Below are 22,732 nucleotides of genomic sequence, written 5' to 3'. Positions count from 1 at the left end.
AATGGCTATCCGTGTTTTAGTGCTAACACAATGGTTTGATCCCGAGCCTACCTTCAAAGGTCTGGTGTTTGTACGCGAATTGATTGCGCAGGGGTTCGACGTCGAAGTCGTCACTGGTTTCCCAAACTATCCAGGTGGAAAAATTTATCCGGGATACAAGATTAAGGCGCTCCAGCGCGAAGTCATCGACGGAGTAACTGTCACGCGCGTACCGCTTTATCCAAGTCATGGGCAAAGTGGGGTCGGACGGTTGCTTAACTATGCAAGCTTTGCTGCTAGTGTGTTGGCATATAGCCTGTTGCGTGCAAAAAAACCGGATGTCATTTACGCCTATCATCCTCCCCTGACTGTGGGGATTGCAGCTGCACTCGTACGGTTATTTCGGCGAGTACCGGTTGTTTACGATATCCAAGATATGTGGCCAGATACATTGAAGGCCACGGGAATGTTCTCGAATGATAAACTTCTGAATATAGTTTCTCGCGTTTGCGATTGGGTTTATAAACGCGTAGACCAAATTGTAGTGTTATCGCCTGGCTTCAAGCGGCTGCTGGTCGAGCGTGGGGTACCTTCAGATAAAATCGATGTCATCTATAACTGGTGTGCGGAAGATGTTGTTCGTACGACCTCCTCTTCTCCGCCGAAAAACTTCCCCGCGACCGCAGGGTTCCGTGTTCTTTTTGCCGGAAATATGGGAAAGGCGCAATCCCTGGATACGGTTATCGAGGCGGCAGAATTACTTCGAGCGAAGTCGGCCTCGGTTGTCCTTATCTTTCTTGGCGGTGGAGTAGAAGTATCCAGGTTGGAAGCGCTCGCTGTGGCGCGTAACCTTGAAAATGTCGTTTTTTTACCCGCTGTTCCCATGCATGAGGTCGGAGCATATTTATCCAATGCTGATGCCTTGTTGGTTCATTTGAAAAAAGACCCGCTTTTCGAGATTACCATTCCTTCGAAAACTCAGGCCTATATGGCGGCAGGGCGACCAATTTTGATGGCTGTGGATGGTGACGCGGGGGATCTTGTTCGAGAAGCGCGATGTGGTGTTGTCAGCGAGTCGGATAACCCCGAGGCGCTCGCCGATGCAGTCCTGGCGATCATGAGTCTGTCCCCGGAGGAGCGCAATCAGATGGCCGAAAATGGCAAGGCTTATTATCAGACTGAGTTAAGTTTGCGCGTAGGCGTCGAGCGTTTTGGTAGGCATTTCGAGCGTCTGGCGAAATAATATTTAAACGCCGTACTTTTACAACCAAACTTGTTTACAAGGAATTGTGATGGCTAAGCGCTTGTTTGATATCTTCGCCGCAGCGGTAGGACTCATTTTGTTGGCTCCTGTCATCCTCATCGTTGCTTATCTGATACGTAAACGGTTGGGGGGGCCGGTACTTTTTCGTCAAACAAGGCCTGGGCTTGACGGAAAACCTTTTGAAATGGTGAAGTTTCGTACCATGCGAGACGCCTTGGATAGCGACGGCAGGCAACTGCCTGATTCTGAACGGATGACTGATTTTGGGAGATTCCTTCGTTCCAGCAGTGTGGATGAATTGCCCGAGTTGTGGAATGTCATCAAGGGGGATATGAGTCTGGTCGGACCTCGTCCCCTGTTGATGGAGTACTTGCCGCTTTACGATGAAGAGCAGATTCGCCGGCACGAAGCGCGACCAGGGGTTACCGGATGGGCTCAGGTCAACGGACGTAATGCTCTGTCTTGGGAAGAAAAGTTCAAGCTTGATTTATGGTACGTCGATAACCAGTCACTCTGGCTCGACATCAAGATCATTTTCCTCACCGTCAAGAAGGTCTTGGTCCGGGATGGAATCAGTGCGGAAGGTGAAGTGACAATGTCCCGCTTTACTGGTTCGAAGAAGTGAGCGGTAGCTTGAATACCGCTCATGGGAGCTCCCGGGGAAGGTGTCAAGCATTTGCTCGATTGGTGGCATGCGTTTTGCGCGGAAGCGCTGCATGAGCAGGGTCAATGCGTAGTGGATTGCTGGATCTCTGATAACATAGCTCAAGAAGATTTGCGCCTGGATAGTTTGCTCTGCGGCGAGCTTTTGTATCTCGGTAGCCTTCAATTGATCAGCCGTTTGCACTCAATTGTTCTTTTTAATTACGGATTGCAGGTATAAACCGTGTTGAATTCTCCATTTTCGCCTTGGCCTTCATTCACTGATGAGGAGGCTGATGCCGTTCGCAACGTCGTGCTTTCCAATAAAGTCAACTATTGGACCGGGCAAGAGTGCCGCGAATTCGAAAAAGAGTTTGCTGAGTGGGCGGGCACTGAATATTCCGTCGCTTTGGCAAATGGTACCGTCGCGCTCGATGTCGCTTTGGTTGCTTTGGGGATTGGCGCCGGAGACGAAGTCATCGTTACGCCGCGTACTTTCCTGGCTTCGGTTTCCTCTATTGTAAATGCTGGGGCAACCCCTGTTTTTGCCGAAATTGATCGTGATACTCAAAATATCACGGCAGAGACCATAGCCGCAGTTTTGACCCCCCGTACGCGTGCAATTATCTGTGTCCATTTGGCAGGGTGGCCCTGTGATATGGACCCGATCATGGCGCTTGCCGCGGTTCACGATCTTAAAGTGATCGAAGATTGTGCCCAGGCACATGGTGCCATTTATAAAGGTCGCCCGGTAGGTTCCATTGGTCATGTGGGTGCATGGTCATTTTGCCAGGATAAGATCATGACGACTGGTGGCGAGGGAGGGATGGTCACCACCAATGATCGAGAACTATGGCAGGCAATGTGGTCGTATAAGGATCACGGCAAAAGCTGGGAAGCCATCTACGAGCGCGAGCACGCACCTGGTTTCCGCTGGTTGCATGAGAGCTTTGGTACCAATTGGCGCATGCTCGAAGTACAGGGAGCCATTGGTCGAATCCAGCTGCGGCGTATGCCTGAATGGCATGCTCGCAGAATTGCTTACGCGGAAAGTATCTGGAACTGCGCTCGCGAATTGAAAGGATTGCGGGTGCCGGTTATTCCTGCTGACTGCACACATGCAGCTTATAAATGCTATGTGTTCGTTCAGCCGCAATTGTTGAAGGCAGACTGGAGTCGCGACCGTATTCTCAACGAGATTGCGGCCCTCGGAGTACCTTGCTATTCAGGCTCATGTTCAGAGGTTTACCTTGAGAAGGCTTTCGACGGTACCCATTGGCGACCTGAGACCAGGCTGCCTGCCGCACAGGAGTTGGGTGAAACCAGTATGATGTTTTTGGTGCATCCTACCCTCGCTCAGTCTGAAATTGATAAGACCTGCGAGGCGCTGAGAACGGTGATGCAGTTAGCGACTAAAGACTGAGGCACTGCGCTGGCTGCTGTGGAGGCTCTTCAATATCGAATTGTCGATGCCTCCCTCCGCAACATCTTAAGTTATAAGCTCATTTTTTACCCTCGTACTTGACTTCACGATCTATAGGAAAGTTGGCTTTAAAGGAACTTAAGGTGAGAGGTTTTCGTTCCGTTGCAAGCAATCCCGGAAGAGTCGCGAGGCTCTTCTGCTCAATCCGGATTGAGTGGCTAAATGCCATATCAGACAAGCTCACTTGTGAGCTAGCCGTTCTCGTCTGTAGAAAGGCGCGCGTGGGCTTAGGGTGTGGCCGGGTATTTTGCTTAGAGACCGGCATTTCGCTTCGCCGGTGAGGCTTCTGTCATGAGATCCTGGAAAACCCCTCGCTCTACCTCAAGCCCTGCGGAAGTGCTTCAAGCTGTAGCCTGACACCGAACCGTTTCGTATGTAGAATTCCCCTACGCCTATTGAGTTTGCAGCGGCCGAGCGTCTCGTTTCGTCTCTCGAATGCCTGTATGGAATTGAAAGGATTTAATATGAAAATTTACGCAATCGTTGGTGCCGGCGGCTTCGGGCGCGAGGTTGTGCCTCTGGCAAGGGAAATGCTTCGTCAGTCCGATGTAGATGATTTCAGTTTGATTTTCGTCGATGACAATCATGCCGGCAAGACAATCAACGAAATCGCTGTAGTAGCAACGGCCGAATTTCTCGAAATGACGGGCGAAAAGTTTTTCAATATCACGATCGCAAACAGCAAAGTAAGGCAGGAAATCGCGGAGCGTCTTATCGCATCTGGCGTGAAACCTTTTTCAGTGGTCGCATTTAATGCTGTAAATTTGAGTCATAACACTATCGCGGACGGTGCTGTATTTTGTCCTTTCACTACCGTCACGGCGAACGCCAAGATCGGTAAGTTTTTCCATGCCAATATTTATTCCTACATTGCACATGATTGTGTGATTGGTGATTACGTTACGTTCGCTCCAAATGTTCAATGCAACGGCAGTGTCGTCATTGAGGATCATGCCTATATTGGAACCGGAGCCATGATCCGACAGGGCACTCCGGAAAGGCCTATCGTGATCGGTGAAGGGGCTGTTGTGGGGATGGGGTCTGTTGTTACCAAGAGCGTCGTGCCCTATACGACCGTGTTTGGCAATCCTGCCAAGCCTTTGAGCAAGCGTTCTAATTAAGGATTTTCTTGCTGTATGAACGAGATAAAAGTCGCAGTTATCGGCTCGGGTACGATGGGTAAAGGAATTGTCCAGATTCTCGCTCAGTCGGACTCGGTTACTTCATTGGTGTGGATTGGTCGATCTGAATCAGGCTGCGCTTCTGCCCTTGTCGATCTAAATTCCCAATGGGAAAGAATGACAGCCAAAAAGCGGCTCTCGCCAGGCAGTGCCGAAAGCTATTCTCAAAAAATTTCCATTGCTTTGTCTATGGAGGAGGTAGCGGGTTGTGATCTGGTTCTGGAAGCCGTTTCGGAGGATATGTCTGTCAAGCATGGTGTATTCCGAGAGATTGCAAAATATGCATCCCCTAGTTCGGTCATAGCAACGAATACCTCTTCGTTGTCGATCACCGAGTTGGCGAGCATTACGAAAAATCCGGAAAATGTAGTCGGCTTGCATTTCTTCAATCCCGCTCCAGTCATGAAGCTGGTTGAAGTGATTGTTGGCCTATCGACCTCAAGTCAAACAGCCGATTGGGCATGTAAATTCGCTCAGGTTCTAGGAAAGGAACCAGTATTGGTCAATGAGGCCCCAGGCTTCATTGTCAATAGAATGCTCATCCCCATGATTAATGAAGCCATTGGTATTTTGGCTGAAGGCGTGGCGAGTGCTGAGGAAATCGACAAAGCGATGAAGTTGGGAGCCAATCATCCAATTGGACCACTGGCGCTGGCAGATTTGATTGGCAATGATGTGAATCTTTCGATTATGGAAACATTGCACAACGAGACCGGGGATTCCAAATATCGAGCCCATCCGTTGCTGCGTAAAATGGTTAGAGCTAATCGGCTTGGAAGGAAAACCGGTATTGGTTTTTATGCCTACTAAGTATTAGATATACAATCGGTATTCAGTCGCTGTACTGATGGCGGGGTAGTTGGGAATATTTTATCGGCTGCTCTGTCTAAAAATTCTCCAGAAATTAGTTGATATAATTTAATTTCTGGAGAGTGTTTTTTCTGATAGGTGATAGTTTTATCTGCTGATAAAGGATATGGTTTTTTATAAGTTCGGATCTTTTTGGTTACTCAACTTTTTTCTTCCCAAGAAAACGCCAGGTGATGAATTTCTTCAACATTCTCATCTGTGCCATGAAATATTTTGGATCTTTCCAGATATTGATCGCAATGGATTTAAGCAGGTTCATGCTCAATATCATGAGAAAGTATAAATCGTGCAGTTTTCCTCGAATGTTTTTTTGCGGCAGCTTTGCTTTTACTGATTCGTTGATGTTGCACTCAATAACAATGTGTACTCGCGTCTGGTCGCTCTCGTTTCTTACTTCATGCAGATAAGAAGTGTCTAATGCCCATAGCTCATCGGGTGCCATGATCACGCGCTTTTTCGAAACATTGAAAAATATTTTGTCGTTAGTTATAACCGGAATATGAAATCGAACTCTCGCATTTGTCGAAGCACCCGTGAGATCCCGGTGGGCATGCAAAATAGCTCCTGGCGATAGATAGTAGAATACACATACGCCACTTTGATCTGCGCCTAGATAATCATAGATGTCGCGCATAAAGGAATGAACGTTGGGGTCCAGATCTATTTTATGCCACTGTATCCCAGCGTACTTTCCTTCCGCGTGAACGTTTGACTTGTTGATCTCTAACTCTTGAGCGATTTTCTTTATTTCTGACAATCGTTCTTCGCCGAAGAAGTTTTTCGCTAATAGGTAGCTTCCGGAGTTCATGCTCTTTCCTTTGCGCTCTCTACGGGTCGAAAATGGTTACCAGCAGAGGTATTCTGGTTGATTTTTTACCGCTGGGAGCAGGTAAATGGTTCTGTCATGGGGCTCGGAGCAAAGCCTGCCAGGGACACGTAGCACAAGGCTACTGTGTTATCACATTAAAGCAAGTGACGGCGGTCAGGATTTGCGAGATTTTCAATGCTCCACTAAAGCCTCCGTAACCGTTTTTTTAAATATGAAGCTGCTCGGTTCGTGTAGCGGCCGTTTGGTGGCTCGCTCTGATGACAGGCTCGCGAACTGGCTCGCGAAGGGCTGCGACTTTATCCTTGGACTGCGGTCAATTGGTTCATACCCTTCGAGAGCACCGTTCTAACAATTGCAACGTTAATCTCCCCGAGAGAAGTGTGATGAGACGTGTATGATTGCTGCATTGCAATTCAACCCTTGCCTTTCACTAGCGGAAGCGTTTGTTCGATGGCTCTATGGTTGTCATTACTGGTGGTAGCAGCAATCTCATTAGCGCTCACGGGCACGATGCGCCGGTTCGCGCTGGCACGTAGCCTGATCGACATGCCAAATTTTCGAAGCTCTCATGTGATTCCCACTCCAAGAGGAGGCGGGGTGGCAATTGTATTGAGTTTCTTGGGTGTGCTGCCTTTGTTTGGGGCTGCGGGCTTGGTAAGCCGCACGTTGATCATATCGATGCTGGGCGCAGGCTCAATAGTCGCGCTCCTCGGTTTGCTGGATGACAGAGGACATATTCCAGTTCGTTGGCGACTGCTTGGGCATTTCATCGCGGCAGTATGGGTGTTGGTATGGTTTGATGGTTTGCCTCCAATCAATACGTTCGGTGTGCTGTTGGATTTTGGTTGGCTAGGCCATTTTCTCGCGCTTTTTTATCTGGTCTGGATGCTGAATCTGTATAATTTCATGGATGGCATTGATGGTATCGCCAGCGTTGAGGCGATCACCGTCTGTCTGGCTGCGGGCCTTATTTTTTGGCAAAGCGGGTATCAAGATCTCATCTGGGCACCGATATTGCTCTCAATGTCTGTAATGGGCTTTCTGTACTGGAACTTCCCACCCGCGCGGATTTTCATGGGGGATGCGGGCAGTGGCTTCCTGGGGATGATGCTAGGTGTTTTTTCGATTCAGGGCGCTTGGCGGGACACGAGCATTTTGTGGATGTGGGTTATTCTTCTGGGTGTTTTTGTTGTGGATTCTACCCTGACGTTGATAATTCGTTTTCTGCGAGGAGCCAAGGTCTATGAAGCTCATCGTAGCCATGCATACCAGGTAGCGTCCCGGCGTTTTGGAAAGCACTCTGCAGTTACTCTTGCGGTGCTGGCAATCAACTGTTTTTGGTTGTTTCCGATCGCCTTTTGTGTGGTGAAATTCGGTTTGGACGGGTTAGCCGCTGTTGTGCTGGCTTATGCTCCATTAGTGGCGCTTGCTCTGAAGCTCAAGGCAGGCAGCATGGAAGCTGATTAGCAGGGCCGATCCTGTTGAATTGCTTTGTTTTTGTTTTGTATAAGGTAGTAATGGATTATGGATAATATAAAAATTCACTTGCTAAAACTTCCGCGACGACGCAAGCGTATTTTGCAAGTTGTTGCAGATGTTTTGCTGGTTTGGCTGGCGCTTTGGATGTCTTTTGTTGTCCGATTGGGACTTGATGAAATGATTAATCCGGTGTCACAGCATTTTTGGCTGTTCATAGCTGCGCCTGCGCTATCTATTCCTCTCTTCGTGCGTTTTGGTATGTATCGTGCGGTAATGCGTTATTTCGGTAATGACGCACTTATCGCAATTATCAAGGCTGTAAGCCTATCCGCGTTGGTGCTGGGTTTAGTTGTTTATTGGTACAGTAATCATCAGCATGCAGTGCCGCGCTCGATCATTTTCAACTACTGGTGGTTGAGTCTGATCATGGTCGGTGGATTACGCTTGGCTATGCGCCAGTATTTTATGGGCGATTGGTTTACTACTACCCAGCACGTGCCGTTCGCGAATCGTGACGACGGTCTTCCTAAAGTAGCTGTATTTGGTGCCGGTTCTGCGGGAAATCAACTGGTTGCTGCGCTAAGGATGGGGCGAATCATGCGCCCTGTCGCTTTTATCGATGACGATGACAGCATCGCCAATCGAATCATCTCTGGGCTTCATGTATATAAACCGAAACATATCCAACAGATGATAGATGTCACGGGAGCCCAGGAAATTTTATTGGCCATACCTTCGGTTACTCGAGGTCGCCGGCGAGAAATTCTGGACTATCTCGAAGGTTTTCCTTTGCACGTCCGAAGCGTTCCCGGATTTATGGATCTGGCGAGTGGAAGAGTCAAGGTGGATGATATTCAGGAAGTGGATATAGCCGACCTGCTTGGACGTGACTCCGTTCCGGCTCAAGGGGAACTACTGGAACGTTGTATCAAGGGCCAATCTATTCTAGTAACTGGGGCGGGCGGATCTATAGGATCCGAATTGTGCCGGCAGATCCTGGCGCTGCAGCCTACGACCCTCCTGCTTTTCGAGCATAGTGAATTCAACCTTTATAGTATTCTTTCCGAACTTGAACGTCGTGTAGCGCGGGAGTCTTTACCCGTTCGCCTTCTACCGATACTGGGATCAGTACGTAATCCCGAAAGATTGCTGGATGTGATGAAAACCTGGCATGTCGATACTGTTTATCACGCGGCTGCCTATAAACACGTACCGATGGTCGAGCATAATATCGCCGAAGGCGTATTGAATAATGTCATAGGTACTTTAAATACTGCCCAGGCAGCGCTGCAGGCAGGTGTAGCGAATTTTGTATTGATCTCGACGGATAAAGCGGTACGCCCAACCAATGTAATGGGCAGTACCAAGCGTCTTGCTGAATTGACGCTTCAAGCGCTTAGTAGAGAACTCGCTCCTGTTTTGTTTGGCGACACTACCAATGTTTCTCGCGTCAATAAAACGCGCTTTACCATGGTGCGCTTTGGTAATGTTCTTGGTTCCTCCGGATCAGTCATCCCACTGTTTCATAGTCAGATCAAATCAGGCGGCCCTTTGACCGTCACCCATCCAAAAATCACACGCTATTTCATGACAATTCCAGAAGCTGCGCTGCTGGTCATCCAAGCGGGTTCCATGGGGCAGGGTGGAGATGTATTCGTTCTGGATATGGGAGAGCCGGTAAAGATTGTCGAACTTGCCGAAAAAATGATTCATTTGTCTGGCTTGAGCGTGCGTTCGGAGAAAAACCCTCACGGCGACATATCCATCGAGTTTTCCGGATTACGTCCAGGTGAGAAACTCTATGAAGAATTGTTGATCGGCGACAACGTCGCCGCCACCCAGCATCCGATGATCATGACCGCCAACGAAGATCATTTGCCTTGGGATGTTCTCAAGTCAAAGCTGACCGAGTTGCTTTGGGCGGTTGAAAACGACGACTACACGCGTGTGCGCCAGCTTCTGCGCGACACGGTAAGCGGCTACACCCCCGACGGCGAAATCGTCGACTGGATCTATCAGCAACGCCGTCTCGAACCCTGATTGTTTCACATCCTGTAATAGACACATTTTTGACACCCGCCAACCATCGCCTAAGTTTGGAGAGCAGCTTCGGAAAAGCTGCTTTCTCAAACGATGATGGAGCGTCATTTATGCGTAACGGTTTTTTCTACTCTCTGGTTTTTGCTTTGCTCACCAGTGCTTCAATCGCTGTGGTGGCGGCACCCGCCGTTGTCCCGAACACGGACGGCACAACAATGGTGAGCGACACTGTGACGACGTCTTCCAGTGAAAAGGTCGATCTCAACGGTGCGGATGCGATGACTCTGCAAAAACAGTTGTTCGGGGTAGGCGAGGCGAAAGCCAAAGCCATTGTTGCGTATCGTGATGTTAATGGGCCATTCGCCTCGGTGGATGAGCTGCTGGAAGTGAAGGGCATCGGCAAGGCGATCCTCGATCGCAACCGCGACAAGCTGGAAGTGAACTAAGCTGATAATTCAACGCCAAGGGGCCGGTCATTGACCGGCCTTTCTGTTTTCTGATGTCAGAGATTCGCCAAAGGGAGCTGCGTTGCGTTTGTCGGTGAGCTGAAAATTATGGGTATCATATTGCTGTGAGATTATGCCTATAATAATTTACGCCGCCTTCATGCAAACAACGCTGAGGGCCAATCCCAAAGTATTTCAGGAGCGCTCTCATGAGTTCAGTCCAGTCTCAAGGTACGGCCGTCGTCACTGGGGCGTCATCAGGTATCGGTGCCATCTACGCGCAGCGACTGGCAGCGCGAGGTTTTGATTTGCTGCTGGTAGCCCGTGATCAACAGCGTCTGGAAAGCGCTGCGAACCAGTTGCGAGAGGCCCATGGTGTAAAGGTCGAAGTGCTCAAAGCAGACCTGACACAAAAGGACGATGTCCTCAAACTCCAGCAACGCCTGCGCAGTGATTCAAGCATCACCCTGCTGGTGAATAACGCAGGGGTCGCAGCCGATGGTTTGCTGGCCAATTCCGACGCCGAGCAACTGGAGCGTCTGATCCAGTTGAACGTCACCGCCGTGACGTTGCTGGCCTCGGCAGCCGCCGCCAGTTTCGCCAAGGCCGGACGCGGCACGATCATCAACATCGCCTCGGTAGTGGCGCTGTTTCCGGAGCGCTTCAATGCGACCTACAGCGCGAGTAAAGCCTACGTGTTGAGCCTGACTCAATCGCTCAACGCCGAGCTGGAAGATACAGGCGTGAAGGTGCAAGCGGTGTTGCCCGGCGTTACCCGCACTGAAATCTGGGAGCGTTCCGGCATCGACGCCAGCGGCATTCCGGCGGAGATGGTGATGGAGGCTGGCGAGATGGTCGATGCGGCGCTGGTCGGTCTGGATCAGGGCGAGTTGATTACCATCCCGTCGCTACCGGACGAGGGGGAATGGCAGGAATTTGTGCGTGCGCGGCATGTCATGGCGCCGAATCTGTCGCGCAGCTCCGCGGCCCAACGCTACAAGAATTGATCAGAGGTAACTGTGGTATGAGTGAACGTCGAATTGTTGTCACCGGTATGGGCCTGGTTTCTCCCTTGGGGAGTGATCTCGAGATTGTCTGGCAGCGCTTGCTCGCCGGGCGCTCGGGCTTGCGTAATTTGCCTGACGCGGTGAGTGCAGATCTGCCGACCCGGGTCGCCGGGATGGTGCCAACGGCGGCAGAGGACGTCGAGGCCGGTTTCGATCCGGATCTTGCCACGCCGCCCAAAGAGCAGAAGAAGATGGACCGCTTCATCATGTTCGCCATGGAAGCGGCGCGCCAAGCGTTGGCGCAAGCCGGATGGCAGCCGTCCGAGGCCAAGGATCAGGAACGCACTGCGACCATCATCGGCTCCGGTGTTGGCGGGTTCGGTGCAATAGCCGACGCCGTACGCACCACCGACAGTCGTGGCCCGCGTCGTCTGTCGCCGTTCACCATCCCATCGTTTCTCGTCAATCTGGCGGCTGGACATGTGTCGATCCAGCACGCTTTGAAAGGCCCGCTCGGCGCACCTGTGACTGCGTGTGCTGCCGGGGTCCAGGCGATTGGCGATGCTGCGCGGATGATTCGTGCCGGTGAAGCGGATATCGCGGTTTGCGGCGGGGCGGAAGCCTGTATCGATCGGGTCAGCCTGGCCGGTTTTGCCGCGGCGCGAGCGTTGTCCAGTGGTTACAACGACACCCCCGAGCGCGCTTCGCGCCCGTTCGACAGCGGTCGCGATGGTTTCGTGATGGGCGAGGGCGCCGGTCTGCTGGTGATCGAATCGCTGGAGCATGCGCTTGCACGTGGCGCGCAGCCTTTGGCTGAGCTGGTCGGTTACGGCACCACTGCCGATGCCTATCACCTCACCGCCGGGCCGGAGGACGGCAGCGGTGCACGACGCGCGATGCAGTTGGCGCTCGCTCAGGCGGGCGTCGCGCCGGAGCAGGTGCAGCATCTCAATGCGCATGCGACCTCGACGCCGGTTGGCGATCTTGGTGAATTGGCTGCGATCAAGGCGCTGTTCGGTACGGAAAATAAAATTGCCGTGACTTCGACCAAATCCGCCACCGGGCATTTGCTCGGCGCTGCTGGGGGGCTTGAGGCGATCTTCACCTTGTTGGCCATCCGCGATCAGGTAGTCCCGCCGACGCTCAACTTCGACAATCCGGATCCGGCGAGTACGGGTGTAGATATCGTTCACGGTCAGGCGCGGTCGATGCCGATCGAGTATGCCCTGTCCAACGGTTTCGGTTTTGGCGGGGTGAATGCCAGTGTGCTGTTCAAGCGCTGGCAGGCTTAGTCCTGCGATTGCTTGAGGTGATCGCGATTGACGTCGAGGATGCGCTGGGCAAGCTCGGCGTCAGCGACACTGCGCGACAGCAAGAGTGCGCCGACCAGCGTCGACATGATGACGATGGCCCGGTCGGCGCTGTTGTCGCCCTCAAGGGTGCCTTCGATTTGATTCAGTCGGGCATTGAGTACCGCATCACTGGTAGGGCTGGGCTGGCCGCGCAGACCCAGCTCTGAGGAAATGGTCAGCAGCGGGCAGCCTTCGTGCGGGGAGGTCTGATGCCATTCGGACAGGTAGGTGTCGATAAACGCCTGCAGCGGGTGTTCCTGGGCAAAGATCTCGGCGCACAGACCATCGACTTGATCGCTCGCCTCCTGCAAGGCTTTTTCGACCAGTTCGTCCTTGGATTTGAAGTGCGAGTAAAAGCCGCCGTGGGTCAGCCCCAGCGCTTTCATCAGCGGTTGCAGACCGGTGGCACCGATGCCGTCCTTGCGAAAGCGTGCCGAGGCTTCCTTGATGATGCGCTGATGAGTCTGGGCTTTATGGTTCTGCGAGTAACGCATGTGGAGCTCTCCGCAACAAGGCCCCCATCTTAACCAAGGAAAATTAAATGGTGACTGTACTTCTACTTCTAAAAAGTCGGCGGATAAGTCCAAAGCCATAAAAAACAAACCCCGCCTGATCCGGCGGGGTTTTTCGTTCAGCGATCCTGTGCGTCCTTGATGTCCGCTTCGGCGTTGCGCTGTGCAACGCGTTTGCGTTCTTCGTCGGTCAGTTCAACCTTGTTGGCGGTGTCGCGCAACATCATCAGTCCGCCAACGATCGAGCCGATTGCAACGACCAGAATCAACCAGGCATACCAGGGCATAACGGCTCTCCTTAATGGCAGCTCGGCGGGCGAGGGTTTCGCCAGCGACGCTGCATACCACTTTGAGCGAAGTGAGTTCGCAGTGGTTCCATTCTAGGCCGGTTATGCCCGGTGTACCCGAAATCCCTGTAGGAGCTGCCGAAGGCTGCGATCTTTTGATCTTGTTTTTGATAAAGCAAAGTCAAAAGATCGCAGCCTTCGGCAGCTCCTACATGAGGGGTTTACCGGCCGGTGAGCATCGCATCGGCCGGGGCGTCAGCGCGCAACTGCCCGGTGAGCAGGAAGTAACCGAAGCCGACTGCCATGAAGCCGAGGAAAATCAGCCCGATCAGTGTGTTGAACCAAGCCATGGCAATCAGGCAAACCACCGCCAGCACCAGCGCGATCAACGGAATCAGCGGATAGCATGGCGCACGGAAAGTCCGCTCAAGATTGGGTTCGGATTTACGCAATTTGAACAGGCTGAGCATGCTCATGATGTACATCACGATCGCACCGAACACGGCCATGGTGATCATCGCCGCGGTAAGGGTCATCCCACCGAGATTGATCAGACCGTCGCTGTAGATTGCGGCGATGCCAATGATGCCGCCGGCAATGATCGCCCGGTGTGGGGTCTGGAAGCGCGAGAGTTTCGCCAGCGACGCCGGCAGGTAACCGGCGCGGGCGAGGGCGAAGAACTGCCGCGAGTAGCCGAGGATGATCCCGTGGAAGCTCGCCACCAGACCGAACAGACCGATCCAGACCAGCATGTGCAGCCAGCCGGAGTTATCGCCGACCACGGTTTTCATCGCCTGCGGCAGCGGGTCGTTGATGTTCGCCAAGGTGCGCCAGTCGCCGACGCCACCGGCAAAGAACATCACGCCCATCGCCAGCAACACCAGGGTCAGGATGCCGCTGATGTAGGCCTTGGGGATCGTGCGCTTCGGATCCTTGGCTTCTTCGGCGGCCATGGCCGCACCTTCGATGGCCAGAAAAAACCAGATAGCGAAAGGAATTGCGGCGAACATCCCGGCAATCGCTGGTGCGCCAAAAATGTCCGAACCGGCCCAGCCATTGAGCGCAAAGTTGCTGAAGCTGAAGGCCGGAGCGACCACGCCCATGAACACCAGCAATTCGGCGACAGCGAGCACGCAGACGATCAACTCGAAGGTTGCCGCCAGTTTCACCCCGAGGATGTTCAACCCCATGAAGACGATGTAGGCGCCGACTGCCGCGTGTTTCGGGTCAAGCGCCGGAAATTGCACGTTCAGGTAGGCGCCGATCGCCAGCGCAATCGCCGGTGGTGCGAAAACAAATTCAATCAACGTCGCCAGTCCGGCGATCAGCCCGCCTTTTTCTCCGAAGGCCCGGCGACTATAGGCAAACGGCCCGCCCGCATGCGGAATCGCCGTGGTCAGTTCGGTGAAGCTGAAGATGAAGCAGGTGTACATGGTCGCGACCATGAACGAGGTCACCAGAAAACCCAGCGTGCCAGCCACGCCCCAGCCGTAACTCCAGCCGAAGTACTCGCCGGAAATCACCAGCCCGACGGCGATGCCCCACAGGTGCAAGGTGCCGAGTGTGGGTTTGAGTTGTGTGTTCATGCGCTTGCTCCCGGAACGGTTTGGAAAGCTCGGGGGAGGGCGTGTGCAGTGGGCGTGCCATTGCCGTGAGTCAGGTCGTAATGCGATGAAAGCTGTCGTATCGGGGATGTTCGCGGTTGGATGAGCATTTTTTGTGCGCCAGTTGGGTGCGATGTTGTCGGTTATGCCGTCTTCGCGAGCAAGCCCGCTCCCACATTGGATCTGTGGCGTTCACAAATCCCCTGTGGGAGCGGGCTTGCTCGCGAAGGGGCCCGCCAACACGACGCAAAACCCTGCTGTAACGAACGCATAAACCCACCTTTTACGCTTTCTTTATGCGCCGCCGCACCCCTCGGTCTCGTTCCTTTACAGCCTCCTTTCCGACAATGCCTCCACACGCGGCAATACGCCGTAATACGGAGATCTTCCATGAGCGTTCTGGACGGGGTGTCCCTGCTGTTGGCAGCCGGGCTGTTCATTTATCTGTTGGTTGCGCTGTTGCGCGCGGACCGGAACTAGGAGCGGCTATGCACAGTTATGACTATTGGCTGATCTTCGCGTTTTTTGCGGTGGTCTTGCTGCCGGCGCCGTTCCTCGGGCGCTTTTACTACAAGGTTATGGAAGGTCAGCGCACTTGGCTGACGCCGATTCTCGGCCCGGTCGAGCGCGGTTGCTATCGGATTTCCGGGGTTGATCCGCAGGCCGAGCAGAGCTGGCAGAAATACACGCTGGCCTTGCTGGCGTTCAACCTTGCCGGTTTCCTGCTGCTGTTCGCGATCCTGTTGTTTCAGGATCACCTGCCGCTGAACCCGCAAAACCTGCCGGGCCAGGAATGGACACAGGCGTTCAACACCGCGGTCAGCTTCATGACCAACACCAACTGGCAGTCCTACAGCGGTGAAGCGACCCTCAGCTATCTGAGCCAGATGGTCGGCCTCACTGTGCAGAACTTCGTCAGTGCCGCCACCGGTCTCGCGGTGCTCGTTGCGTTGTGCCGTGGCATCGGTCGCAAGTCGGCCAAGACCCTGGGCAACTTCTGGGTCGATATGACCCGCGCCACCCTCTACGGCCTGCTGCCGCTGTGCCTGCTGCTGGCGCTGTACCTGGTGTGGCAGGGCGTACCGCAGACCTTCGCGCAATACGTCAATGCCGTAACCATGCAGGGCGTCGATCAAGTGATCCCGCTCGGCCCGGCCGCCAGCCAGATTGCGATCAAGCAACTGGGTACCAACGGCGGTGGCTTCTTCGGTGTGAACTCGGCGCATCCGTTCGAGAACCCGACCGCGTGGAGCAACCTGTTCGAAGTCACTTCGATCATCCTGATCCCGGTGGCGCTGGTGTTCACCTTCGGTCATTACGTGAAAGACCTGCGTCAGAGCCGCGCGATCATCGCCTGCATGCTCGCACTGTTCCTGATCGGCGGCGCGACTTCGCTGTGGGCCGAATATCAGCCGAACCCGACCCTGAACAACGCCGCTGTCGAGCAGACCGCGCCGCTGGAAGGCAAGGAAGCGCGCTTCGGCACCACCGCCACTGTGCTGTGGTCGGTGACCACCACCGCCGCGTCGAACGGTTCGGTCAACGGCATGCACGACAGCCTCAACCCGCTTAGCGGCATGGTAGCGCTGGTCAACATGATGGTCGGCGAAGTGATCTTCGGCGGCGTCGGTGCCGGGCTCTACGGCATGTTGCTCAACGTGTTGATCGCGGTGTTCCTCGCCGGTCTGATGATTGGCCGCACCCCGGAATACCTCGGCAAGAAACTGCAGGCGCGGGAAGTGCAATTGCTGGTCGTGACTCTGCTGGTCATGCCGATCGGCGTGCTGGTGCTTGGTGCGATTGCCGCCACTCTGCCTGGCCCGGCGGCGACCATCAGCAACCCCGGCCCGCACGGTTTCAGCCAGTTGCTGTACGCCTACACCTCGGCCAGCGCCAACAACGGCTCGGCTTTCGGTGGCCTGAGCGCCAACACGCCGTTCCACAACCTGATGCTCGGTCTGGGCATGTTGATCGGTCGCTTCGGCTACATCCTGCCGGTACTGGCCCTGGCCGGTAGCCTGGCAATGAAGAAAACCGCACCGATCGGCCAGAACAGCTTCCCGACCCACGGCCCGCTGTTCGTGACCCTGCTGACCGTGACCATTTTGCTGGTGGGCGGCCTGACCTTCCTGCCGACTCTGGCGCTCGGTCCGATTGCTGAACACCTGAGCTTGGGCTTCTAAGGAATCCATCATGAATATGCATGTTCCTGCAAAACCTGCGGTGCCGACCCAGTCGGCAGATGCACCGAAAACCGCGATCTCGGCCCTGTGGCGTCCGGCGCTGGTGCAAGCCTTCGTCAAGCTTGACCCGCGTCAACTGGTGCGTTCGCCCGTGATGCTGGTGGTCGAACTGACGGCGATCTTCACCACCGTGCTGTGCTTCATCCCGGACAACGTCGTGCCGACTTTCGTCGCCGCGCAGATTGCTCTGTGGCTGTGGTTCACCGTGTTGTTCGCCAACTTCGCCGAAGCCTTGGCCGAAGGTCGCGGCAAGGCTCGCGCCGACAGCCTCAAGGCCGGTAGCGAAGGCCTCAGCGCGCGGCGCAAACTGGCCAACGGCAGCTTTCAGGTGGTGCCTGCCGCCAGTCTGCGCAAAGGTGACGTGGTGCGCGTCGAAGCGGGGGAGATGATCCCCGGTGACGGCGAAGTCATCGAAGGTATCGCCGCGGTCAACGAAGCGGCGATCACCGGTGAATCGGCGCCGGTGATTCGCGAGTCCGGCGGCGATCGCTCGGCGGTCACCGGCAACACGCGCCTGGTGTCCGACTGGCTGCTGGTGAAGATCACCGCCAACCCGGGTGAATCGACCCTCGACCGCATGATCGCGTTGGTCGAAGGCGCCAAACGCCAGAAGACCCCGAACGAAGTCGCGCTGGATATCCTGCTGATCGGCCTGACCCTGATCTTCCTGCTGGTGGTGGTGACCCTGCAGCCGTTCGCCCATTTCGCCAACGGCAGCCTGCCGCTGGTGTTCCTGGTGGCGCTGCTGGTCACGCTGATTCCGACCACCATTGGTGGCCTGTTGTCAGCCATCGGTATTGCCGGGATGGATCGTCTGGTACGGCTGAACGTGATCGCCAAATCCGGGCGCGCTGTGGAAGCGGCCGGTGACGTGCACGTGCTGCTGCTGGACAAGACCGGCACCATCACCTTCGGTAACCGTCGTTGCAGCGCGGTGTATGCCGCGCCGGGCGTGAGTGGTCGCGAGTTGGCCGAAGGCGCGTTGTTTGCCTCGCTGGCGGACGAAACCGCCGAAGGCAAATCCATCGTCGAGTACCTGCGCGGTCTGCACCCGCAAACCGAGCCGGCACTGGATACGTTGACGGCCGTACCGTTCAGCGCGGAAACCCGCTTGTCCGGTGTCGACTATCAAGGCCGCGTTTATCGCAAAGGCGCCGTCGATTCGCTGCTGTCTTTCCTCGGTCAACAGCGCTCTGATCTGGCCCCGGCACTGTCCCGGGAAATCGACAAGATCGCGCAGAGCGGCGGCACGCCGTTGCTGGTCTGCGCCGACGGCAAGCTGCTCGGTGCGATCCATCTCAAGGACGTGGTCAAGCCAGGCATTCGCGAGCGTTTTGCCGAGCTGCGCAAACTGGGGATTCGCACGGTGATGGTCACCGGCGACAACCCGTTGACCGCTGCGGCCATCGCGGCAGAAGCGGGCGTCGATGACGTGCTCGCCGAAGCCACCCCGGAGAAAAAACTGGCGCGCATCCGCCTCGAGCAGAACGACGGTCGTCTGGTCGCCATGTGCGGCGACGGCGCCAACGACGCCCCGGCGCTGGCCCAGGCTGACGTCGGCATGGCGATGAACGACGGCACGCAAGCCGCACGCGAAGCAGCCAACATGGTCGACCTCGACAGCGACCCGACCAAGCTGCTGGATGTGGTGCAGATCGGCAAGGAATTGCTGGTGACCCGTGGCGCGCTGACAACCTTTTCCATCGCCAACGACGTCGCCAAATACTTCGCGATTCTGCCGGCATTGTTCGCCGCGATTTATCCGCAACTGGGCGTGCTGAACATCATGCAGCTGACCAGTCCGCAGAGCGCGATCCTCTCGGCGATCGTCTTCAACGCCTTGATCATCGTGGTGCTGATTCCACTGGCACTGCGTGGCGTGCGCGTACAGGCAGCGAGCGCCGCGGCACTGCTGCGCCGCAACCTGCTGATCTACGGACTGGGCGGGATTCTGGTGCCGTTCGTGGGGATCAAGGCGATCGACATGCTGCTCACGGCTTTGCATTTGGTGTGATCCATTCGCGAGCAGGCTCGCTCCCACATTTGCAATGCGACCTCCTGTGGGAGCCAGCCTGCTGGCGATGAAGTCGACTCGGTCAACCTGAATTAACGCGGTATCCGCTTTCTGAATTCGAGGATTTTGCAATGTCCACAATGATACGTCCGGCCCTGAGCCTGGTGGTGCTGATGACCCTGATCACCGGCGTGGCCTATCCACTGGTGGTGACCGGCGTTGCGCAGGTCGCTTTCCCTGAGCAGGCCAACGGCAGCCTGGTGCACGATGCCGACGGCAAGGTGCGCGGCTCGTCGCTGATCGCCCAGGATTTTGTCGGTGATGCGTGGTTCCATCCGCGTCCTTCGGCGGGCGCGTTTGCTACCGTATCGAGCAGCGCCAGCAACCTCGCGCCGAGCAATCCGGCGCTGGCCACTCGGGTAATCGACGACGCCAACAAGTTGCAGGTGCCAGGCCAGGGGCCTGTGCCCCTGGCGTTACTGACCACCTCCGGCAGTGGCCTCGATCCGCACTTGCCTCCGGCGGCAATTGCCTATCAACTGGCGCGTGTCGCGCAAGCGCGCAACCTGCCGGTGGCGACCTTGCAGCAACTGCTCGATGCGCACATCGAACAGCCGCTGGTGGGCCCGCCGGTGGTGAATGTGCTGGAGCTGAACATGGCGCTGGAAAAGCTGTAATTCTGCGGCGCTGCCATTCGCGAGCAAGCTCGCTCCCACAAGAGCAACACTGAACCTGTGGGAGCGAGCTTGCTCGCGAAGAGGCCATAACTGGCAACGCATAAACATCTGACTGAAGAGATCAAGCATGAGCGACTCCGGCCGCGCCGACGCGCTGTTAGCAGACCTGCCCCGCGACGGCCGTGGCCGGCTGAAGATTTTCCTCGGTGCCGCCCCCGGGGTCGGCAAGACCTACGCCATGCTCCAGGCCGCGCACACGCAATTGCGCCAGGGCGTGAAAATCATCGCCGGCGTCGTCGAAACCCATGGCCGCGCGGAGACTGAAGCGCTGCTCGGCGGTTTGCCGCAGCAGCCGCTGGTGCGCTCGGAATACCGTGGCGTGATGCTCGAAGAAATGGACCTCGACGGCCTGCTCGCAGCCCAACCCAAGCTGGTGCTGGTTGATGAGCTGGCGCACACCAACGCCCCCGGCAGTCGTCACGCCAAGCGCTGGCAGGATATTCAGGAACTGCTTGCCGCCGGCATTGATGTCTACACCACGGTCAACGTCCAGCACCTGGAAAGCCTCAACGATCAGGTGCGCGGCATCACCGGTGTGCAGGTGCGCGAAACCCTGCCGGACTGGGTGCTGCAGGAAGCCTACGAACTGCTGCTGATCGACCTGCCGCCGCGTGAATTGCTGGAGCGTCTGCGTGAAGGCAAGGTCTACGTGCCGGAGCAGGCGCGGGCGGCAATCGATGCGTTTTTCACCCAGACCAACCTCACCGCGTTGCGCGAGCTGGCGATGCAAACGGCGGCGGCGCAGGTCGACAACGACCTCGCTCAAGGCTATCGCCAACTCGGTCAGGCGGCTCCGGCGGTGCGTGGGCGTTTGCTGGTCGGCGTCGATGGCGATGCGCATGCCGAACGCCTGGTGCGTCACGCCAGCCGGGTGGCCCAACGTCGGCATCTACCGTGGAGTCTGGTGCACGTCGACAATGGCACGGTGCGCGACGAGCAATCGCGCCTGCGCCTGCAAAATGCCCAGCAACTGGCCGAACGCCTCGGCGGCGAAGTGGTGTTGTTGCGCGCCGGCGAAGTGGCGAAAACCCTGATCCAGCATGCCGCCGAACGCCGTGCGAGTCTGCTGCTGGTCGGCCAGTCGCGGCCGAGTCTGCGGCGTCGCCTGTTCGGTGGTGGGCTCGCCGCGCGTTTGCTGCGCCAGGCCCACGGCCTGGAAATCAACGTACTCGATAACGATCATGAACACCCGCAACAGCGCCTGCGAACGACGCCGACGCTGGTCTGGTTTGACTATCTGTTGGCGCTGGTTGCCACGCTGCTGGCCAGTGCCCTGGCGTGGGCGGTATCGAGTATTTTGCCGCTGCCGAACATCTCGCTGGTGTTCCTCGCGGCGGTGCTGCTGGTGGCGGTGCGCAGCAGCCTGGGCCCGGCGCTGGCCTGCGCGGCGTTGTCGTTTCTGACCTACGACTTCCTGTTCATTCCGCCAAATTTTTCCTTCGCCATCCAGCGCGAAGAAGACGTTCTGACCTTGCTGTTCTTCCTGCTGATGGCGGCGCTCACTGGCAACCTCGCGGCGCGTCAGCGGCGGCAGTTGCAGGCATTGCGCGATACGCAAGAAGAGACCACGGAGCTGCTCGACCTGTCGCGCAAACTCACTGCCGCGACGGATCGTCAGGCGGTGATCAGCGCTGCGGCGCAGCACCTCAACGGCTGGAGCGATCTGCAATTGTGCCTGCTCAACCGCGACGGCCAGGGCGGCTGGAAAGTCGAGACCGGCGGGCCATTGGAGTTCAGCGAATCCGAACGCGCCGCTGCCGACTGGGCCTGGCAGCACGATCAGCCGGCCGGCATGGGCACCGGCACGTTGCCGTTCGGTCGCTGGTGGTGGTGGCCGCTGTCAGTGGAGGACGGGCCGCTGGCGCTGCTCGGGGTCTGCGCCAAAGAAGGCCAGACCTTGAGTGGCCAGCGTCGACGCTTGCTCACTGCGTTGAGTCAGCCACTGGCTCAGGCACTGGCCCGTGCGCAACTGGCGGACGATCTGGAAGCTGCGCGCCTGCACGGCGAAACCGAGCAATTGCGCAGCGCGTTGCTGGCCTCGGTGTCGCATGATTTACGCACACCGCTGACCGCCATGCGCGGCAGCATCGACAGCCTGCTGGCGCTCGGCGAAGCCATTCCGCTGGAGGATCGCCGCGAGTTGCTCGAAGGTACCCGCGACGAAGCCGAACGCCTCGACCGTTACATCCAGAATCTGCTGGACATGACCCGCCTCGGCCACGGTGCATTGAAGCTCGCGCGCGACTGGGTAGCGCCGGCGGACATCGTCGGCAGTTCGCTCAATCGCCTGCGTGCGGTGCTTGCGCCGTTGCAGGTCAGCACCGACGTGCCGTCCGAGTTGCCGCTGCTGTTCGTGCATGCGGCGCTGATCGAGCAGGCGCTGGTCAATGTGCTGGAAAACGCTGCACGTTTCTCGCCGCCACACGGACGTTTGCAATTGAGTGCCGGGGCGAATGACGAAGAGATTTTCTTCACGGTCAGCGACGAAGGCCCAGGGATTCCCGAGGACGAGCGAGCGAAGATTTTCGACATGTTCTACACCGCCGCGCGCGGTGATCGCGGCGGGCAGGGCACCGGTCTGGGGCTGGCGATCTGTCAGGGCATGGTCGGTGCGCATGGCGGGCGGATCAGCGTCGCCGAGGGCATCGACGGGCGTGGCACCAGCATCACCTTGCACCTGCCATTGCAGGCGCAACCGGGGATGGACAATGAAGCCTGAGCCCGGCTGCGCTACTCTCTTGCCAATCTTTTGTGTTGATGTGA

General features: G+C 56.3%; 19 protein-coding genes. 15 read left to right on the top strand and 4 right to left on the bottom strand.

Features of this window, described 5'->3' with window-relative positions; all coding sequences use genetic code 11:
* Nucleotide 1: 1 nt before the first annotated feature.
* The 5 genes from AC1RBR_RS19025 to AC1RBR_RS19005 all read left to right on the top strand — a co-directional run bounded on the left by AC1RBR_RS19025 (nucleotide 2) and on the right by AC1RBR_RS19005 (nucleotide 5,359).
* A complete protein-coding gene (locus AC1RBR_RS19025) occupies nucleotides 2-1,222 on the top strand; it encodes a glycosyltransferase family 4 protein (protein WP_492566105.1) in 1,221 nt (406 codons plus the stop codon).
* Nucleotides 1,223-1,271: 49 nt separating this feature from the next.
* Nucleotides 1,272-1,868, top strand: coding sequence for a sugar transferase (locus tag AC1RBR_RS19020; protein ID WP_492566103.1), 597 nt, complete (start codon nucleotides 1,272-1,274; stop codon nucleotides 1,866-1,868).
* Between the two features lie 261 nt (nucleotides 1,869-2,129).
* Nucleotides 2,130-3,308 carry a DegT/DnrJ/EryC1/StrS family aminotransferase gene (locus AC1RBR_RS19015; RefSeq protein ID WP_492566101.1) on the top strand — a complete coding sequence of 393 codons (1,179 nt, stop codon included), beginning with the start codon at nucleotides 2,130-2,132 and terminating at the stop codon, nucleotides 3,306-3,308.
* Nucleotides 3,309-3,832: 524 nt separating this feature from the next.
* Entirely contained in the window at nucleotides 3,833-4,489 is a 657-nt protein-coding gene (locus AC1RBR_RS19010) for an acetyltransferase (protein ID WP_492566099.1), read from the top strand.
* Between the two features lie 15 nt (nucleotides 4,490-4,504).
* Complete coding sequence (locus tag AC1RBR_RS19005; protein ID WP_492566097.1) at nucleotides 4,505-5,359, top strand: 3-hydroxyacyl-CoA dehydrogenase family protein; 855 nt, start codon at nucleotides 4,505-4,507, stop codon at nucleotides 5,357-5,359.
* Between the two features lie 196 nt (nucleotides 5,360-5,555).
* Here AC1RBR_RS19005 and AC1RBR_RS19000 read toward each other — a convergent pair whose 3' ends face one another.
* The gene (locus AC1RBR_RS19000) at nucleotides 5,556-6,227 is read right to left on the bottom strand and encodes an aspartyl/asparaginyl beta-hydroxylase domain-containing protein (protein ID WP_492566095.1); all 672 of its coding nucleotides are present in this window, start codon (nucleotides 6,225-6,227) and stop codon (nucleotides 5,556-5,558) included.
* Between the two features lie 471 nt (nucleotides 6,228-6,698).
* Here AC1RBR_RS19000 and AC1RBR_RS18995 point away from each other — a divergent pair, with 471 nt between their 5' ends.
* The 5 genes from AC1RBR_RS18995 to fabF all read left to right on the top strand — a co-directional run bounded on the left by AC1RBR_RS18995 (nucleotide 6,699) and on the right by fabF (nucleotide 12,512).
* Entirely contained in the window at nucleotides 6,699-7,715 is a 1,017-nt protein-coding gene (locus AC1RBR_RS18995; RefSeq protein ID WP_492566093.1) for an MraY family glycosyltransferase, read from the top strand.
* A 54-nt stretch (nucleotides 7,716-7,769) separates the two neighbouring features.
* Nucleotides 7,770-9,767, top strand: a complete 1,998-nt coding sequence (locus tag AC1RBR_RS18990) for a polysaccharide biosynthesis protein (RefSeq protein WP_492567258.1) — start codon at nucleotides 7,770-7,772, stop codon at nucleotides 9,765-9,767.
* 110 nt (nucleotides 9,768-9,877) lie between these two features.
* Complete coding sequence (locus AC1RBR_RS18985; RefSeq protein ID WP_492566091.1) at nucleotides 9,878-10,213, top strand: ComEA family DNA-binding protein; 336 nt, start codon at nucleotides 9,878-9,880, stop codon at nucleotides 10,211-10,213.
* Nucleotides 10,214-10,422: 209 nt separating this feature from the next.
* Nucleotides 10,423-11,220 carry an SDR family NAD(P)-dependent oxidoreductase gene (locus AC1RBR_RS18980; RefSeq protein ID WP_492566090.1) on the top strand — a complete coding sequence of 266 codons (798 nt, stop codon included), beginning with the start codon at nucleotides 10,423-10,425 and terminating at the stop codon, nucleotides 11,218-11,220.
* A gap of 17 nt (nucleotides 11,221-11,237) precedes the next feature.
* Nucleotides 11,238-12,512, top strand: coding sequence for a beta-ketoacyl-ACP synthase II (gene fabF, locus AC1RBR_RS18975; RefSeq protein ID WP_492566088.1), 1,275 nt, complete (start codon nucleotides 11,238-11,240; stop codon nucleotides 12,510-12,512).
* Here fabF and AC1RBR_RS18970 read toward each other — a convergent pair.
* The 3 genes from AC1RBR_RS18970 to eat all read right to left on the bottom strand — a co-directional run bounded on the left by AC1RBR_RS18970 (nucleotide 12,509) and on the right by eat (nucleotide 14,957).
* Nucleotides 12,509-13,066: a TetR/AcrR family transcriptional regulator gene (locus AC1RBR_RS18970; protein ID WP_253150463.1), complete on the bottom strand. Its 558-nt coding sequence runs from the start codon at nucleotides 13,064-13,066 to the stop codon at nucleotides 12,509-12,511. The two genes, fabF and AC1RBR_RS18970, sit on opposite strands and share 4 nt — an antisense overlap.
* 137 nt (nucleotides 13,067-13,203) lie before the next feature.
* Entirely contained in the window at nucleotides 13,204-13,371 is a 168-nt protein-coding gene (locus tag AC1RBR_RS18965; RefSeq protein ID WP_003226857.1) for a DUF2897 family protein, read from the bottom strand.
* A 221-nt stretch (nucleotides 13,372-13,592) separates the two neighbouring features.
* A complete protein-coding gene (eat, locus tag AC1RBR_RS18960; protein ID WP_253150465.1) occupies nucleotides 13,593-14,957 on the bottom strand; it encodes an ethanolamine permease in 1,365 nt (454 codons plus the stop codon).
* 408 nt (nucleotides 14,958-15,365) lie between these two features.
* Here eat and kdpF point away from each other — a divergent pair, with 408 nt between their 5' ends.
* The 5 genes from kdpF (at nucleotide 15,366) to AC1RBR_RS18935 (ending at nucleotide 22,688) form a co-directional block, all read left to right on the top strand.
* On the top strand, nucleotides 15,366-15,455 hold the full coding sequence (kdpF, locus tag AC1RBR_RS18955; protein WP_007963673.1) for a K(+)-transporting ATPase subunit F: 90 nt from the start codon (nucleotides 15,366-15,368) through the stop codon (nucleotides 15,453-15,455).
* Between the two features lie 8 nt (nucleotides 15,456-15,463).
* The gene (gene kdpA, locus AC1RBR_RS18950) at nucleotides 15,464-17,158 is read left to right on the top strand and encodes a potassium-transporting ATPase subunit KdpA (RefSeq protein ID WP_492566086.1); all 1,695 of its coding nucleotides are present in this window, start codon (nucleotides 15,464-15,466) and stop codon (nucleotides 17,156-17,158) included.
* Between the two features lie 10 nt (nucleotides 17,159-17,168).
* On the top strand, nucleotides 17,169-19,232 hold the full coding sequence (gene kdpB / locus AC1RBR_RS18945) for a potassium-transporting ATPase subunit KdpB (RefSeq protein ID WP_492566084.1): 2,064 nt from the start codon (nucleotides 17,169-17,171) through the stop codon (nucleotides 19,230-19,232).
* Nucleotides 19,233-19,363: 131 nt separating this feature from the next.
* Nucleotides 19,364-19,909 carry a potassium-transporting ATPase subunit KdpC gene (gene kdpC / locus AC1RBR_RS18940; protein WP_095137285.1) on the top strand — a complete coding sequence of 182 codons (546 nt, stop codon included), beginning with the start codon at nucleotides 19,364-19,366 and terminating at the stop codon, nucleotides 19,907-19,909.
* Between the two features lie 127 nt (nucleotides 19,910-20,036).
* Nucleotides 20,037-22,688, top strand: coding sequence for a DUF4118 domain-containing protein (locus AC1RBR_RS18935; protein ID WP_492566082.1), 2,652 nt, complete (start codon nucleotides 20,037-20,039; stop codon nucleotides 22,686-22,688).
* The last annotated feature ends 44 nt before the right edge of the window (nucleotides 22,689-22,732 follow it).

The organism is Pseudomonas sp. GW823-FHT01D03 (assembly GCF_058798255.1).
Note: the sequence above shows the minus strand (reverse complement) of the source record. Positions and strands in the feature narration are given on the sequence as shown.